This window comes from Streptomyces sp. NPDC052225, assembly GCF_040679615.1.
GTDB lineage: Bacteria > Actinomycetota > Actinomycetes > Streptomycetales > Streptomycetaceae > Streptomyces.
This window is the reverse complement of record NZ_JBFAVD010000004.1, coordinates 215,367-229,950: the sequence shown is the minus strand read 5'-3', so window position 1 is coordinate 229,950 and position 14,584 is coordinate 215,367. Positions and strand designations below refer to the sequence as shown.

Annotated in this window: 16 protein-coding genes; 7 read left to right on the top strand and 9 right to left on the bottom strand. The window is 70.8% G+C overall.

The features are described from left to right. Nucleotides 1-215 precede the first annotated feature (215 nt). The gene (locus AB0L37_RS08740; protein ID WP_365501820.1) at nucleotides 216-692 is read left to right on the top strand and encodes an SsgA family sporulation/cell division regulator; all 477 of its coding nucleotides are present in this window, start codon (nucleotides 216-218) and stop codon (nucleotides 690-692) included. Nucleotides 693-705: 13 nt separating this feature from the next. On the opposite strand, the gene AB0L37_RS08735 is transcribed toward AB0L37_RS08740, so the two are convergent. Together AB0L37_RS08735 and AB0L37_RS08730 are read right to left on the bottom strand one after the other, a co-directional pair. Further along, a complete protein-coding gene (locus AB0L37_RS08735; RefSeq protein WP_365501818.1) occupies nucleotides 706-876 on the bottom strand; it encodes a hypothetical protein in 171 nt (56 codons plus the stop codon). Between the two features lie 81 nt (nucleotides 877-957). Further along, on the bottom strand, nucleotides 958-2,343 hold the full coding sequence (locus tag AB0L37_RS08730) for an FAD-linked oxidase C-terminal domain-containing protein (RefSeq protein WP_365501816.1): 1,386 nt from the start codon (nucleotides 2,341-2,343) through the stop codon (nucleotides 958-960). A gap of 98 nt (nucleotides 2,344-2,441) precedes the next feature. Here AB0L37_RS08730 and AB0L37_RS08725 point away from each other — a divergent pair, with 98 nt between their 5' ends. Further along, nucleotides 2,442-3,968, top strand: a complete 1,527-nt coding sequence (locus AB0L37_RS08725; RefSeq protein WP_365501814.1) for a tetratricopeptide repeat protein — start codon at nucleotides 2,442-2,444, stop codon at nucleotides 3,966-3,968. A gap of 222 nt (nucleotides 3,969-4,190) precedes the next feature. Here the strand turns inward: AB0L37_RS08725 and nthA are convergent, their stop codons facing one another. Genes nthA through hppD form a run of 4 tightly spaced genes read right to left on the bottom strand, consistent with a single transcriptional unit; the run spans nucleotide 4,191 to nucleotide 6,521 of the window. Beyond that, the gene (gene nthA, locus AB0L37_RS08720) at nucleotides 4,191-4,778 is read right to left on the bottom strand and encodes a nitrile hydratase subunit alpha (protein ID WP_365501812.1); all 588 of its coding nucleotides are present in this window, start codon (nucleotides 4,776-4,778) and stop codon (nucleotides 4,191-4,193) included. Then, nucleotides 4,768-5,067 (bottom strand): SH3-like domain-containing protein, encoded by a 300-nt coding sequence (locus AB0L37_RS08715; RefSeq protein ID WP_365501810.1) that lies wholly within the window; start codon nucleotides 5,065-5,067, stop codon nucleotides 4,768-4,770. Before AB0L37_RS08715 ends, nthA begins: the two co-directional genes overlap by 11 nt. Next, nucleotides 5,057-5,341 (bottom strand): hypothetical protein, encoded by a 285-nt coding sequence (locus AB0L37_RS08710; protein WP_365501808.1) that lies wholly within the window; start codon nucleotides 5,339-5,341, stop codon nucleotides 5,057-5,059. The genes AB0L37_RS08715 and AB0L37_RS08710 overlap by 11 nt, the downstream gene beginning before the upstream one ends. A gap of 22 nt (nucleotides 5,342-5,363) precedes the next feature. Next, a complete protein-coding gene (gene hppD, locus AB0L37_RS08705; protein WP_365501806.1) occupies nucleotides 5,364-6,521 on the bottom strand; it encodes a 4-hydroxyphenylpyruvate dioxygenase in 1,158 nt (385 codons plus the stop codon). A 122-nt stretch (nucleotides 6,522-6,643) separates the two neighbouring features. Between hppD and AB0L37_RS08700 the strand changes: the two genes are divergently transcribed. From AB0L37_RS08700 to AB0L37_RS08680, 5 genes are read left to right on the top strand one after another with little or no spacing between them, the layout of a single operon-like run. After that, on the top strand, nucleotides 6,644-7,114 hold the full coding sequence (locus AB0L37_RS08700; RefSeq protein WP_365502113.1) for an Lrp/AsnC family transcriptional regulator: 471 nt from the start codon (nucleotides 6,644-6,646) through the stop codon (nucleotides 7,112-7,114). A gap of 35 nt (nucleotides 7,115-7,149) precedes the next feature. Continuing rightward, complete coding sequence (locus AB0L37_RS08695) at nucleotides 7,150-7,797, top strand: ABC transporter permease (RefSeq protein ID WP_365501804.1); 648 nt, start codon at nucleotides 7,150-7,152, stop codon at nucleotides 7,795-7,797. After that, complete coding sequence (locus tag AB0L37_RS08690; RefSeq protein WP_365501802.1) at nucleotides 7,790-9,070, top strand: betaine/proline/choline family ABC transporter ATP-binding protein; 1,281 nt, start codon at nucleotides 7,790-7,792, stop codon at nucleotides 9,068-9,070. Before AB0L37_RS08695 ends, AB0L37_RS08690 begins: the two co-directional genes overlap by 8 nt. Next, the gene (locus AB0L37_RS08685; RefSeq protein ID WP_365501800.1) at nucleotides 9,067-9,933 is read left to right on the top strand and encodes an ABC transporter permease; all 867 of its coding nucleotides are present in this window, start codon (nucleotides 9,067-9,069) and stop codon (nucleotides 9,931-9,933) included. Before AB0L37_RS08690 ends, AB0L37_RS08685 begins: the two co-directional genes overlap by 4 nt. After that, nucleotides 9,930-10,904 carry a glycine betaine ABC transporter substrate-binding protein gene (locus AB0L37_RS08680; protein WP_365501798.1) on the top strand — a complete coding sequence of 325 codons (975 nt, stop codon included), beginning with the start codon at nucleotides 9,930-9,932 and terminating at the stop codon, nucleotides 10,902-10,904. Before AB0L37_RS08685 ends, AB0L37_RS08680 begins: the two co-directional genes overlap by 4 nt. A gap of 15 nt (nucleotides 10,905-10,919) precedes the next feature. Here AB0L37_RS08680 and AB0L37_RS08675 read toward each other — a convergent pair whose 3' ends face one another. The 3 genes from AB0L37_RS08675 to AB0L37_RS08665 all read right to left on the bottom strand — a co-directional run bounded on the left by AB0L37_RS08675 (nucleotide 10,920) and on the right by AB0L37_RS08665 (nucleotide 14,561). Further along, a complete protein-coding gene (locus AB0L37_RS08675) occupies nucleotides 10,920-11,711 on the bottom strand; it encodes a S16 family serine protease (protein WP_365501796.1) in 792 nt (263 codons plus the stop codon). 78 nt (nucleotides 11,712-11,789) lie between these two features. Continuing rightward, nucleotides 11,790-12,431 (bottom strand): helix-turn-helix domain-containing protein, encoded by a 642-nt coding sequence (locus AB0L37_RS08670; protein WP_365501794.1) that lies wholly within the window; start codon nucleotides 12,429-12,431, stop codon nucleotides 11,790-11,792. A gap of 327 nt (nucleotides 12,432-12,758) precedes the next feature. Beyond that, complete coding sequence (locus tag AB0L37_RS08665) at nucleotides 12,759-14,561, bottom strand: DEAD/DEAH box helicase (protein ID WP_365501792.1); 1,803 nt, start codon at nucleotides 14,559-14,561, stop codon at nucleotides 12,759-12,761. Nucleotides 14,562-14,584: the final 23 nt, after the last annotated feature.

Below are 14,584 nucleotides of genomic sequence, written 5' to 3'. Positions count from 1 at the left end.
CTCTACGTCTATCAGACGGCCGCGCCCGCCCGTGCCGGTCCGCGGTTACACACCACTTTCCGGGCAACGGAAGTCCTCGGAACGGCTCTCGGGACCCCTGCCCCGACGGCCGGAAAAAATTCTTCTCCGAACTCGCGTAATGCGGCGGGGACATCGCGCTCTCTCCTTGCACGGGCCCGCTCCGGGGACCGTACGAACGAAGGGGAAGGCACGACATGCACTCCGTGGTGGAACGCGAACTCGAGCTGAATCTGGTGTTGTCGCCCGAGCGAAGCATCCCGGTACCGGCCCGGCTGACCTACCGCACCGACGACCCGTACGCCGTCCACATCGCCTTCCACATCGGCTCCGAGCACCCGGTCAACTGGACCTTCGCGCGCGAGCTGCTCGTGGAGGGGGTGTTCCGGCCGTGCGGGCACGGGGACGTGCGGGTGTGGCCGACGAAGTCGGACGGCCGCAGTGTCGTCCTGATGGCGCTGAGTTCACCGGACGGCGACGCGCTGCTCGAAGCGCCCGCGGCACAGGTCTCGGCCTGGCTGGAGCGGACTCTGCGGGTGGTCCCTCCGGGCTCTGAGGCCGAGCGGCTCGGCATCGACGACGGCCTCGCCGAGCTGCTCGCTGTCACCCCGGCCGACGACCTCTACCTGCGCGACCCGTGGCCGTCGGACGAGTCGTCGTCCGACGAGCGGTGAGCGGATGGAGGCGTCAGGCCGCGGGGTCCTGCGACGCCGAGGCCCGGGTCCCGGCCGGGGGCGCCGAGGCGGTGGCGGTGCCGACCGCCAGCCCCAGGGAGGCGACGGCGAGAGCGCCGGCCAGGACGGCGGCGCCGAGCTTCCGGTTGCGCAGGGCGTGGGACTTGTTCTTGCTGAGGCTCATGCATCCAGGGTGCCGCCGCACTGCACTCCGGCACATGAGGCATTCGTCCTTTATGCGGGCGCTACGTGACGTCCGGCGGCGCTACGTGAACAGCTTGCCGGGGTTGAGCAGCCCCAGCGGGTCGAAGGCCGCCTTCACCGCCTGCTGCATCTCCACGCCGACCGGACCCAGCTCGCGCGCCAGCCACTCCTTCTTCAGGACGCCCACGCCGTGCTCGCCGGTGATCGTGCCGCCGAGCTCGAGGCCGAGCGCCATGATCTCGTCGAAGGACTCACGGGCGCGCCGGCCCTCGTCGGCGTCCTGCGCGTCGAAGCAGACGGTGGGGTGGGTGTTGCCGTCGCCCGCGTGGGCGCAGACACCGATGGTCAGGGCGTACTTGTCGGCGATCCGCTCGACGCCTTCGAGGAGTTCGCCGAGCTTGGAGCGCGGCACGCACACGTCGTCGATCATCGTCGTGCCCTTGACCGCTTCGAGGGCGGTGAGCGACAACCGTCGCGCCTGGAGCAGGAGTTCGGACTCGGCGGCGTCCTCGGCGGGCACGACCTGGGTGGCCCCGGCCGCTTCGCACAGGGCGCCGACGGCGGCGAGGTCGGACGCCGGGTCCGGGGTGTCGAAGGCGGCGAGGAGGAGGGCCTCCGTGGTCTCCGGCAGCCCCATGTGCGCCATGTCGTTGACGGCCTTCACCGTCGTACGGTCCATCAGTTCGAGGAGTGAAGGGACGTGGCCGCCCTCCATGATCCGGCAGACGGCGTCGCAGGCGGCCGCCGCGGACGCGAACTCGGCGGCCAGGACGAGCTGTTGGGGCGGCTGCGGCTTGAGCGCCAGGGTCGCCTTGACCACGATACCGAGGCTGCCCTCGGAGCCGACGAAGAGCCGGGTGAGGTCGTAGCCCGCGACACCCTTCGCGGTACGCCGGCCGGTGGACAGCAGGCGGCCGTCGGCGAGGACGACGTCGAGCCCGAGCACGTACTCCGCCGTCACTCCGTACTTCACACAGCACAGGCCGCCGGAGGCGGTGCCGATGTTCCCGCCGATGGTGCACATCTCCCAGCTGGAGGGGTCCGGCGGGTAGTACAGGCCGTGCTCGTTGACCGCGCGGGACAGCGTGGCGTTGATGACGCCCGGCTCGACGACCGCGATCCGGTCGACGGGGCTGATCTCCAGGATGCGGTCCATCTTGACGAGGGACAGCACGATGCAGCCGTCGGTCGCGTTGGCGCCGCCCGACAGGCCCGTGCGGGCGCCCTGCGGGACGACGGGGACGCGCAGCGCGGTGGCCGTGCGCATCACGTGCTGGACCTCTTCGACGGTGCGCGGCAGGACGACGACCGCGGGAGCCCCCGCGTCGCAGAAGCTCGCCATGTCGTGGGCGTAGGACGCGGTGATGTCGGGGTCGGTGACGATCGCTTCGGCCGGCAGGCCCTGCGCGAGGTCCGCCCGGAGCTGTTCGATGAGGGTGCGGCTCATGATCACAGCGTCGCACTCGGGGCCATCGGTGTGAACCCGTCTGCGGCCCTCCCCCGTGTGCTCTTCGTATTGACGCACATTGACGCAGAGTGAGCGCCATGAACAACTCGGTCAACCCGGTCGACTCGGCCAACTCGGTTCAAGACGTGCCGCCCGCGGCGGACGAGGCGCCGCAGGCCGGCGGCCGACGCCTCTCCCCCGCCGTCAGGCGCGCCCTCGTCGCGTCCGTCGCCGGGTGCGTGGTGCTCGGGGGTGTGCTCGTCCTGCTGCCGGACGAGGCGCCCGCGCCGCCGGCGCTGCCGGGGCCCGCGGGCCGTGCGGTGATCGCGGCGGCGGCCGGGGCACCGGCCTCGCTGCCGGACCTGAGCGCGCTGATCGCGGAGCGGGAGGCGCAGCTGCGCGCGAACCCGCGCGACGACCGTACGTGGGCGGCGCTCGGGGCCGCCTACGTGGAGCGCGGGGCGCGGACCGCCGACTCGGCCTACTACCCCAAGGCCGAGCGGGCGCTGCGCAGTTCGCTCGCCGCGCGGCCGAAGGGGAACGTGGAGGCGCTCGACGGACTCGCCGCGCTGGCCGCCGCGCGGGGCGACTGGCCCGGCGCCAAGAAGTGGGGCGAGGCCGCGGTGAAGCTCGCGCCGGGCCGCTGGCCGGCGTACTCCGGTCTGGTCGACGCCTATCAGGGGCTCGGCGACTACAAGGCCGCCGGCCGCACCCTGGAGAAGCTGTCCGAGCTGACGTCCGGCACGGCGCTGACGCTGCGCACGGCGGCCGTCTACCGGGACCGGGGCTGGCGCGAGGACGCGGCCGCGGTCCTGTCCGACGCGGCGGCGCGCGCCTCGACACCGGCCGAGCAGGCGGCGCTGCTGCTGCGCGCCGGGGACCTGGCGTGGGAGCGGGGTGAGGCGGCGGACGCGCTGCACCACTTCGACGCGGCCCTCGCCGCCGACCCGGACTGCCACGCGGCGCTCGCGGGGCGCGGCCGTGCGCTCGCCTCCCTCGGCCGTACGGCACTGGCGACGCAGGCCTACCAGCGGGCTCTGGCCAAGCGGCCCGCGCCCGAATACGCCCTGGAACTGGGCGAGTTGTACGAGTCGCTCGGCCTCGGCAAGGAGGCGCGCGCCCAGTACGGCGTGCTGCGGGCGCGGGCCGCTCTCCAGAGCGCGCACGGGGTGGACGACGCGCTCGTCCTCGGCCGCTTCGAGGCGGACCACGGGGACGCGGACGCGGCGGTCGAACGGCTCCGGGCCGAGTGGAAGCGGGCGCCGAGCGTGGCGGCCGCGGATGCGCTCGGGTGGGCGCTGCATCGGGCCGGGGACGACGACGAGGCGATCGGGCTGTTGCGGCGGGCCACGGACCGGCAGAAGGGCGGGACGGTCCGCTCGGCCCTGATCATGTATCACCGGGGCGCTGTGGAGCGCGAGTTGGGCCTGTACGGGCCCGCCCGGCGGCACATCGGCGAGGCGCTGCGGATCAACCCGACGTTCTCCCCGCTGTTCGCTCCGCGGGCCCGGGAGGCGCTGGAGTCCTTGGGGGAGCCGCCGGAGGGTGGGCCCGAGCAGATGTGGCCCCCCAAGCCCAAGGTCTTCGCGCCCGCGCGGAAGCAGGTCCCGCCGAAGCGCCGTTGAGGGGTGTGGCGCGTGGGCGGGTGCGGGTCGCGTCGTGGCTGGTCGCGCCCCGTGGCGGAGCCGCTGATGTCACAGCCCCGCGCCCCTGAGATGCGCACCTTCGGTGCGGCATCTCATAGGGCGCGTTCGCGTCGGGGAATGCGACGCGAAGCGCCTGCGTTTCAGGGGCGCGGGGAACTGCGCGACCAGCCCCCACTCACCCGCAGACGAACGCGACCACGGTCACACCAGCGCCGTCCCAATGAGCCCGTTCCGCGTGACCAGTTCGGCCAGTTCCGCCTCGCCCAGATCACCGCTCCCCGCGGGACGCCTCGGCAGGACCATGTAGCGGGTCTCCGCGCTGGAGTCCCACACCGTGATCCGGACCTCCTCCGGCAGCGTCACGCCGAACTCCGCGAGGACCGCGCGCGGCTCCCGGACCACCCGCGACCGGTACGCCTCGCTCTTGTACCAGCCCGGCGACGGGCCCAGCAGGCGCAGCGGGTAGCAGGAGCAGAGGGTGCACACGATGACGTTGTGGACGGATTCCGTGTTCTCGGCGACGCGCAGGCGCTGGTGCTGGACGCCGCCCGACGCGAAGCCGAGTTCGGCGACCGCCGCCGCGCCGTCCGCGAGGAGCCGCTCCTTGAAGGCGGGGTCGGTCCAGGCGCGGGCCACCACCTTCGCCCCGTTGAGCGGGGACGCCCCGGCCAGGAATCCGTCGATGACCTCGTCGACGGTGTCGCCGCCGACGATGCCCTTGTCCTCCAACAGGCTCTCCAGGAGCCGGACCTGACGGGAGATCACCGCGTCGTCGTGGTCACCGCTCATCGCCGGGTTCCGCCTTCCGCAGGTAGCTCTCCGTCAGGTCGAGGACGACGTCGTGGTCGCCCTCGCCCCACAACTCCCGTGCGGCGAACCGCACCGCGTAGATCATCTCGACCGGCGCGTCGTCCCCGCGGCCCTGGGCCCGTGCGTCGGCGAGCGGCGCAGGCCCCTCCGGCTCGACGACGACGCCGAGCTTGCCGCGGGCGTAGCGCGGCAGCCGGGTGTGGTGCGGCGGGTCGTGGAGGTACGTGCGGACCAAGTCCCCGGCGGCGTAGGCGAGTTCACGCGTCATCGAGGGCACCCGCCTCGATGACGCCCTTGCGCTCCAGGAGCGTACGGATGGCGTGGAACCAGCGCTCGTAGTACGAGGCCGCCAGATAGTCGGCGGGTGGCATCGTCTCGATGGCGTCCCGGAACTCGTCGAGGTTGAACACCTTCTTGACGAGCAGCGCGCGCTGGAGCGCGAAGACGCGGGCTTCCCAGTCCGCGTGGAAGGGTTCGGCGTCATCGCTGGTGTCGATGGCGCCGAACCCTGTCATGCCGCCCACGTCGTTCATCCTGGCCATACGGTCAGGCTAGACGCGACCGTCAGAGATTTCCGCGCTTCGCCTGCTCCCGCTCGATCGCCTCGAACAGGGCCTTGAAGTTGCCCTTGCCGAAGCCCATCGAGCCGTGCCGCTCGATCATCTCGAAGAAGACGGTCGGCTTGTCCTGGACCGGCTTGGTGAAGATCTGGAGCAGGTAGCCGTCCTCGTCGCGGTCGACGAGGATCTTCAGCTCGCGCAGCGTCTCGACGGGCACGCGGGTCTCGCCGGCCCACTCGCCGAGGGTGTCGTAGTACGAGTCGGGGGTGTCGAGGAACTGGACTCCCGCCGCGCGCATGGTCCGTACGGACGCCACGATGTCGTTCGTGGCGAGCGCGATGTGCTGGACGCCGGCGCCGCCGTAGAACTCCAGGTACTCGTCGATCTGGGACTTCTTCTTGGCGATGGCGGGCTCGTTGATCGGGAACTTCACCTTGAGGGTGCCGTCCGCGACGACCTTCGACATCAGCGCGCTGTACTCGGTCGCGATGTCGTCGCCCACGAACTCCTTCATGTTCGTGAAGCCCATGACCTTGTTGTAGAAGGCGACCCACTCGTTCATCTTGCCCAGCTCGACGTTGCCGACGCAGTGGTCGATCGCCTGGAAGGTGCGCTTGGCCGGCGGCTCGACGATCGGGTCGGCGGCGGCGAAGCCCGGCAGGTAGGGGCCGTCGTAGCCGGTGCGCTCGACGAGCGTGTGGCGGGTCTTGCCGTACGTGGCGATGGCGGCGCGCACGACGGTGCCGTGCTCGTCCTTCGTCTCGTACGGCTCCTCGACGCCGCGGGCGCCGTGCTCGACGGCGTAGGCGTACGCGGCGCGCGCGTCCGGCACCTCGATGGCGAGGTCGACGACGCCGTCGCCGTGGGCGGCGACGTGGTCGGCCAGGAAGCGGCCCCGGTCGGTCGTCGCCTTGATGACGGAGGTGAAGACGAAGCGGGCCGCTCCGTTGGTCAGGACGTACGAGGCGGTCTCGCGGCTGCCGTTCTCCGGTCCGGAGTAGGCGACGAGCTTCATGCCGAACGCCGTCGAGTAGTAGTGCGCGGCCTGCTTGGCGTTGCCCACGGCGAAGACGACCGCGTCCATTCCCTTGACCGGGAAGGGGTCGGCCTGCCGGGCGGTGTCGGGGGTCTGCTGCATGGACGAGTGTGTGGTCTGCGTCATGTGTGGAGGCTCCCGCCGTTCCACAAGGTGCGCAATAGTTTGCGTATTTGCTGGGCAATCTGACCAGTGCGGGGCCCGATACCGCGGGCTTTGTGTACAGGATGACCACCGTGGAGGCGGGCATGTCGATCGATCATCTCGACGGGCGGCTGATCGTGCTGCTCGCGCGGGAGCCGAGGATCGGGGTCCTGGAGATGTCGCGCCGCCTCGGAGTCGCGCGCGGCACCGTGCAGGCCCGCCTCGACCGGCTTACCTCGAACGGAGTCATCCGCGGATTCGGTCCGCAGGTCGATCCGGCGGCGCTCGGATACCCCGTCACGGCGTTCGCGACCCTGCAAATCCGGCAGGGGCAAGGCGCCGACGTCAGGGCCCATTTGGCGACCGTCCCCGAGGTCCTGGAGCTGCACACGACGACCGGCAGCGGGGACATGCTGTGCCGGCTCGTGGCCCGCTCGAACGCGGACCTTCAACGTGTGATCGACCGGGTTGTCGGTTTTGATGGCATCGTCCGGGCTTCCACGGCGATCGTCATGGAAAATCCCGTTCCGCTGCGGATCATTCCGCTGGTGGAGCAGGCGTCGGGAGATTCCTGACGGCCCTTCGAGCACCGCCCGGGCGGTGAGGCGCGATGAACTTCTGGGACTACTTGGTGGCCCGGCACCAGCAGCTGCTCGCCGACGCCTTCCAGCACGCCAGCGTGGTCTTCCAGTGCACCGTCCTGGCCACCGCGATCGGCATGGTCATCGGGGTCGTGACGTACCGCACCGAGTGGGCGCGGAACATGGCCACGAACATCACCACGAGCATCCTGACCATCCCGTCCCTGGCCATGATCGGTGTGCTGATCCCGATCGTGGGACTCGGCGTCCCGCCGACCGTCATCGCGCTGACCCTGTACGGGCTCCTGCCGGTCGTCCGGAACACGATCGTGGGCCTGCGCGGCGTCGACCCCGCGCTGATCGACGCGTCCAAGGGCATCGGGATGTCCCGCGCGGCCCGGCTCTTCAAGGTCGAGCTGCCGCTCGCCTGGCCGCCGATCCTCACCGGGATCCGGGTGGCCACGCAGATGCTGTTCGGCATCGCCGCGATCGCCGCGTACGCCTCCGGCCCCGGCCTCGGTAACGAGATCTTCCGCGGCATCGCCTCGCTGGGCAGCGCCAACGCGCTCAACCAGGTGCTCGCGGGCACGCTCGGCATCATCATCCTCGCGCTGCTCTTCGACGCCGCGTACGTCCTCATCGGCCGCCTGACCATCCCGAGGGGGATCCGTGTCTGAGACCACCACCGAGACCGCGGCGCAGACGCCGGCGGCGCAGGCGTCCGGGGCCAGCATCGAGCTGGAGAACCTGACCAAGCGCTACCCGGGCTCGTCCGAACCGGCCGTCGACAGCGTCAACATGGAGATCAAGGCAGGCGAGTTGATCATTTTCGTGGGCCCGTCGGGCTGCGGGAAGTCGACGACCCTGAAGATGATCAACCGGCTGATCGAGCCGACCGGCGGCCGCATCCGGATCGGCGGCGAGGACGTCACCGACATGGACCCGGTGAAGCTGCGTCGCAAGGTCGGCTACGCGATCCAGTCCTCCGGACTCTTCCCGCACATGACCGTCGCCCAGAACATCGCGCTCGTACCGAAGATGGTCGGCTGGTCCAAGTCGAAGATCAAGTCGCGCGTCGAGGAGATGCTCGACCTGGTCGGCCTCGACCCGGGCGAGTTCCACGGCCGCTACCCGCGCCAGCTCTCCGGCGGACAGCAGCAACGCGTGGGCGTGGCACGGGCGTTGGCCGCCGACCCGCCCGTGCTCCTGATGGACGAGCCGTTCGGCGCCGTCGACCCGATCACCCGCGACCACCTCCAGGACGAGCTGATCCGGCTCCAGCACGAGCTGCACAAGACGATCGTCTTCGTCACCCACGACTTCGACGAGGCGATCAAGCTCGGCGACCGGATCGCGGTGCTCCGCGAGAAGTCGCACATCGCGCAGTTCGACACCCCCGAGGCGATCCTGACCAACCCGGCCGACGACTTCGTCTCCGGTTTCGTCGGCGCGGGCGCGGCGCTCAAGCGCCTCAACCTCACCCGCGTACGGGACGTCGAGGTCACCGACTATCCGACGGTGGGCGTCGACGACCCGTTGCAGGACATCTTCAACAAGCTGCGCGCGGCCGGAACGAACGAGCTGCTGCTCCTCGACAAGCGCCGCCGCCCCTACAAGTGGCTGCGCCGCGGCGACCTGATGCGCGCCAAGGGCTCCCTGGCCCGCGCGGGCACCCTCGTACACGACACGGTCACCTGGGACGCGACCCTGCGCGACGCCCTGGAGGCGGTGCTCACGGACAACGCGGGCCGGGTCGCCGTGACCGGGCGGCGCGGCGAGTACGAGGGCGTCGTCGACATGGAGACGCTCATGAACTCCGTGCACGAACTCCTGGAGGCCGACCGCCTCGAAGCCGTCGAGCACCAGCACGAGCTGGAGGAACAGCGCGCCCACCAGACGCAGTTGGAGCAGGAGGGCGCCGACACGGCCGACGGGGAGGCGAAGGCGTGAGCAGCCCCCTGAAGCACGGCGGCGAGCGCCCCGAGGGCGAGCACGAGGTCAAGGGCCTCGCGTTCCGCGACGACGGCGAGGGCGAGCAGGAGGCCGCGCCGTCCCCGGGCCCGGACAAGGCGCCGCGCCGCATCACGTGGCAGAAGCTGACGTTCCTGCCGGCGGTCCTGGCGATCGTGCTGCTGATCACCTGGCTGTGGTTCCGCAACGCGGACCTCGACTCGATCTCCGAGAACGCCATCTCCGGCGGCCAGGTCGGCAAGGCGCTGCGCCAGCACATCAGCCTGACCGTGATCTCGACCTTCTTCGTGCTGATCATCGCGATCCCGCTGGGCATCCTGCTGACCCGCAAGGCGTTCAGGAAGGCGACCCCGTTCGCCCTCGCGCTCGCCAACATGGGCCAGGCGACCCCGGCGATCGGCCTGCTCGCGCTGCTCGTCATCTGGCTGGGCATCGGCGAGAGGTCGGCGCTGATCGGCATCATCATCTACGCGATCCTGCCGGTGCTCTCCAACACGATCGCGGGCCTGAAGGCGAACGACCCGACCCTCCTCGAAGCGGCGCGCGGCATCGGCATGTCGCCGATGGGCGTGCTGCGCAAGGTCGAACTGCCGCTGGCGGTCCCGCTGATCCTCGCCGGTGTGCGCACGGCCCTCGTCCTGAACGTCGGCACGGCCACCCTCGCCACGTTCGGCGGCGGTGGCGGGCTCGGCGTCCTGATCACCACCGGGATCACCAACCAGCGCATGCCCGTCCTGATGCTCGGCTCGATCCTGACGATCGCGCTCGCGCTGCTCGTGGACTGGCTGGCGTCGCTGGCCGAACTCCTGTTGCGGCCGCGCGGGTTGGAGGCACGCTCATGACGCACACCTACCGGGCGCGGGCGGTGGCGGCAGCGCTCAGCGGTCTGGCGCTGCTCGCCGGCTGCGGCCTGACCAGCGGCAGCCCGCTCGTCGACGACGTGAAGCCGGGCTCCATCGGGCAGGGCGAGCCGCTCAAGGGCGCCAACCTCACGGTCACGTCGAAGGAGTTCACCGAGCAGCTGATCCTCGGCGCGATGATGGGCATCGCGTTCAAGGCGGCCGGCGCGGAGGTCCTCGACCGGACCGGCATCCAGGGCTCCGTCGGCGCCCGTGAGGCCATCAAGTCCGGTGACGCGGACGCCATGTACGAGTACACGGGCACGGCCTGGATCACGTATCTCGGCAACTCCGATCCGATCACCGACCCGCAGAAGCAGTGGCAGGCGGTGCACGACGCCGACCTCAAGAACGGCATCACGTGGCTGCCGCCCGCCGAGCTCAACAACACGTACGCGCTCGCGATGAACGACGCGAATTTCAAGAAGTACGGGACGAAGACGCTCTCCGACGTCGCCGCCCTGTCGAAGTCGAACCCGGGCGCGGTCACGCTGTGCGTCGAGAGCGAGTTCGCCAACCGGGCCGACGGGCTGCACGGCATGGAGAAGGCGTACGGGATGAGCGTCCCGAACGGCAACGTCACGCAGATGGACAGCGGCATCATCTACACGCAGGCGGCGAAGGGCAGTTGCACGTTCGGCGAGGTGTACACGACCGACGGCCGCATCAAGTCGATGAACCTCCACGTGATGGAGGACGACAAGCACTTCTTCCCGAACTACAACGCGGCGCCCGAGCTCAACACCAAGGCGCTGAAGAAGTATCCGCAGATGGCCGACGTCATCGAGCCGATCACCAAGAAGCTGGACAACACCGTCGCCCAGGACCTCAACGCGAAGGTCGACGTCGACGGGCAGGACCCGCACGACGTGGCGAAGGACTGGCTGGTGAAGGAGGGCTTCGTCAAGGAGTAGCGCCCGGCCTGCTGATCAGCAGGAGGGGACCTTCCCCGCGCCCTTCCCCAGGTTCGTCAGGTCGGTGACCGCGCCCTTGAGCGTGGTCACCGGGATCAGCCGCATCGACGCCGGCGCGGAGGCCTTGGCGTCCGCGCACTCCGCCTTCGGTACGAGGAAGACGGTGGCGCCGTCGCGGTCGGCGGCCTGCACCTTGAGCGAGACGCCGCCGACGGCGCCGACCTTGCCGGACGCGTCGATCGTGCCCGTACCGGCGATCGACTTCCCGCCGGTGAGGTCGCCGCCGCTGCCGTCGCCGTCGAGCATGTCGACGATGCCGAGCGAGAACAGCAGGCCCGCGCTGGGCCCGCCGACGTCACCGAGTTGCAGGCTGACGCGGATGTCCTTGTCCCGGTCGCCGAGGTAGCCGAGAGCGGCCTCGGTGGCGGCGTCCTGGGACCCCTTCATCTCCTGCTTGTTGTGCTCCTCGACCTCCTTGGTCGAGTCGCCCGCCGGGTACACGGAGTCGCGCGGCATGACCGCCCGGTCCTCGGCGAACCATCCGTCCAGTACGTCACCGAGGTGCACGTCGGCGTCCGGCCCGGTCGCCACGATCGTCACCGCGCGCAGTTTGCCCGTGGTGTCCCGGGTCGGCGCGCCGGTGATCTCGATGACGGGCCTGCCGTCCGACTCCCCCAGCACATCGGTCGTCGGCCCCGGCTGCGCGAGCGAGAACGGCAGCGGGGCGAACCCGGCCACCGCCAGCAGGGCGATGACGGGGGCCGCGCACAGGGCGAGGGCGACGGGGCGGCTGAGGCGATTGAGCACGGGGCCAACTTATCGTCTGCCCGGTTGATCTTGGCGGGTGCGTGCGGCGTCGCCGCGGGGCCGGCCGCGCCCTGCGGCTCAGCGCAGCGCGTCGGCGACCTCGCGGGCGGCGTCGAGCACCCTGGGCCCCACCCGCTCAGGCACCGCGTCCGCCAGCATCACCACGCCGACGCTGCCCTCCAGTCCTGTGACCCCGAGCAGCGGCGCGGCGGCACCGGACGCCCCGGCCTCCAGCTCCCCGTGCGTGAGGGTGTACCCCGGTTCGGCGACGGCCCCCTGGCGCGAGGCGAGGATCGCGCGGCCCGCGGCACCCCTGTCGAGCGGGTGGCGGAACCCGGTCCGGTACGCCACGTGGTAGTCGGTCCACGTCGGCTCGACGACGGCCACGGCCAGTGCCTCGCTGCCGTCGACCAGTGTCAGATGGGCGGTCGCCCCGATGTCCTCGGCGAGCGAGCGCAGCGCGGGCAGCGCGGCCTCGCGCACCAGCGGATGGACCTGCCGGCCCAGGCGCAGCACGCCGAGTCCGACGCGGGCGCGGCCGCCGAGGTCGCGGCGGACGAGGGCGTGCTGCTCCAGCGTGGCGAGCAGACGGTAGACGACGGTGCGGTTGACACCGAGCTTGTTGGACAGCTCGGTCACGGTCAGCCCGTGGTCCGTGTCGGCGAGCAGTTTGAGGACGCGCAGTCCCCGGTCGAGCGTCTGGGAGGTCTCCGCGGTCACGACGCCCACTCCTTAGTGGTGAGTGTCGGCGGACCCCCTACGCGGCGGTTGCGTCGCCTGTCCCGTGGGCGACGCGCGTCAGAGGCCGCCGGTCGGTGATCAGGCGCTGGGCTGCATACGGCCGCTACGGCTGGTTACGGCTGCATACGACTGTCTTGCTTACGACTGTCTTCGTACGTACCGGCTGCGCTCCGCGGCGGCGCTGCCACGGGGCGTGTGCGTTGCCGGGAATGTAGCGAGGTCGTCCCGCTGAGCGGAAGACTCCGTCCAGAATCCGGTCAACCTGTGGCCGGAGTTATGGGTGATTGCCCGCACTTGGTGCGGGCCTCACTTCATCCGGGTCGCCCACTCCTGGACCTTGGCGATGCGCTGGCGCAGCTGCCCGGCCGTCGCCTCGGCGCTCGGCGGACCGCCGCACACCCGGCGCAGTTCGGTGTGGATCACGCCGTGCGGTTTGCCGGTCTGATGCACGTACGCGCCGACGATCGTGTTGAGCTGCTTGCGCAGCTCCATCATCTCCTTGTGGGAGACCACCGGCCGCCGCTCGGCGGGGAGTTCGAGGAGATCGGCCTCGCTGTCGGGCTTCTTCCTGCTGTGCGCGATCTGCCGGGCCTGCCGTTTCTGGAGGAGCAGCTGCACCTGGTCGGGTTCGAGGAGCCCGGGGATGCCGAGGTAGTCCTGCTCCTCCTCGCTGCCCGGGTGGGCCTGCATGCCGAACTCGGCGCCGTCGTACAGGACACGGTCGAAGACGGCCTCGGACTCCAGCGCCTCGAAGGCGAACTGCTCCTGCTCGCCGGTGTCCTCGTCCTGCTCCTTGTTCGCCTCCTCCATCTCCTTCTCGGACTCGGCGTAGGGGTCCTCCTCCCCTTCCTTCTTCGGCTTGTCGAGCACGTGGTCGCGCTCGACCTCCATCTCGTTGGCGAAGCCGAGCAGGTCGGGGACGGTGGGCAGGAACACGGAGGCGGTCTCGCCGCGCCGCCGGGACCGCACGAAACGGCCGACGGCCTGCGCGAAGAAGAGCGGCGTCGAGATCGTCGTCGCGTACACGCCCACGGCGAGCCGCGGGACGTCGACGCCCTCCGACACCATCCTGACCGCGACCATCCAGCGGTCCTCGCTCGCCGCGAAGTCGTCGATCCGCTTCGAGGCGCCGGCGTCGTCGGAGAGCACGACGGTCGCCTTGGTGCCGGTGATCTCGCGGATCAGCTTGGCGTAGGCGCGCGCGGAGTCCTGGTCGGCGGCGATGACGAGGGCGCCCGCGTCCGGGATGCCCTTCCTGACCTCGGTCAGGCGGGCGTCGGCGGCGCGCAGCACGCTCGGCATCCACTCGCCGCGCGGGTCGAGCGCGGTGCGCCAGGCCTGGCTGATCGCGTCCTTCGTCATGGGCTCGCCGAGCCGCGCGGCGATCTCGTCACCGGCCTTGGTCCGCCAGCGCATGTTGCCGCTGTAGGAGAGGAAGATGACGGGCCGCACGACGCCGTCGCCGAGCGCGCTGCCGTAGCCGTACGTGTAGTCGGCGGAGGACCGCCTGATGCCGTCCTTGCCCTCCTCGTACGTGACGAAGGGGATGGGGTTGGTGTCGGAGCGGAACGGCGTACCGGTCAGCGCGAGGCGCCGCGTGGCCGGCTCGAACGCCTCCAGGCAGGCCTCGCCCCACGACTTCGAGTCACCGGCGTGGTGGATCTCGTCGAGGATGACGAGGGTCTTGCGCTGCTCGCTCCGGTTCCGGTGCAGCATCGGCCGTACGCCGACACCCGCGTACGTCACCGCGACGCCCTGGTACTCCTTGCTCAGCGGGCCCGCGCTGTACTCCGGGTCCAGCTTGATCCCTATCCGAGCGGCCGCCTCGGCCCACTGCTTCTTCAGGTGCTCGGTCGGCGCGACCACGGTCACCTGCTGCACGACGTGGTGGTGCAGCAGCCAGGAGGCGAGGGTGAGCGCGAAGGTCGTCTTGCCTGCGCCCGGCGTCGCGACCGCGAGGAAGTCGCGCGGCTGCTCCTGGATGTACTTCTCCATCGCCCCCTGCTGCCAGGCTCGCAGCTTGTTGGCGGTGCCCCAGGGGGCGCGGCCGGGAAAGGCGGGCGAGAGGTGGTGGGACGAGGAAGAACTGGTGGCGGCGGTGGTAGTCACGGTCTCCGAATCACATGAGGCTG

Coding starts and splice junctions, on each gene's coding strand:
- AB0L37_RS08740 (WP_365501820.1), top strand. CDS start 216: ATGCACTCCGTGGTGGAACGCGAACTCGAGCTGAATCTGGTGTTGTCG.
- AB0L37_RS08735 (WP_365501818.1), bottom strand. CDS start 876: ATGAGCCTCAGCAAGAACAAGTCCCACGCCCTGCGCAACCGGAAGCTC.
- AB0L37_RS08730 (WP_365501816.1), bottom strand. CDS start 2,343: ATGAGCCGCACCCTCATCGAACAGCTCCGGGCGGACCTCGCGCAGGGC.
- AB0L37_RS08725 (WP_365501814.1), top strand. CDS start 2,442: ATGAACAACTCGGTCAACCCGGTCGACTCGGCCAACTCGGTTCAAGAC.
- nthA (WP_365501812.1), bottom strand. CDS start 4,778: ATGAGCGGTGACCACGACGACGCGGTGATCTCCCGTCAGGTCCGGCTC.
- AB0L37_RS08715 (WP_365501810.1), bottom strand. CDS start 5,067: ATGACGCGTGAACTCGCCTACGCCGCCGGGGACTTGGTCCGCACGTAC.
- AB0L37_RS08710 (WP_365501808.1), bottom strand. CDS start 5,341: ATGGCCAGGATGAACGACGTGGGCGGCATGACAGGGTTCGGCGCCATC.
- hppD (WP_365501806.1), bottom strand. CDS start 6,521: ATGACGCAGACCACACACTCGTCCATGCAGCAGACCCCCGACACCGCC.
- AB0L37_RS08700 (WP_365502113.1), top strand. CDS start 6,644: ATGTCGATCGATCATCTCGACGGGCGGCTGATCGTGCTGCTCGCGCGG.
- AB0L37_RS08695 (WP_365501804.1), top strand. CDS start 7,150: ATGAACTTCTGGGACTACTTGGTGGCCCGGCACCAGCAGCTGCTCGCC.
- AB0L37_RS08680 (WP_365501798.1), top strand. CDS start 9,930: ATGACGCACACCTACCGGGCGCGGGCGGTGGCGGCAGCGCTCAGCGGT.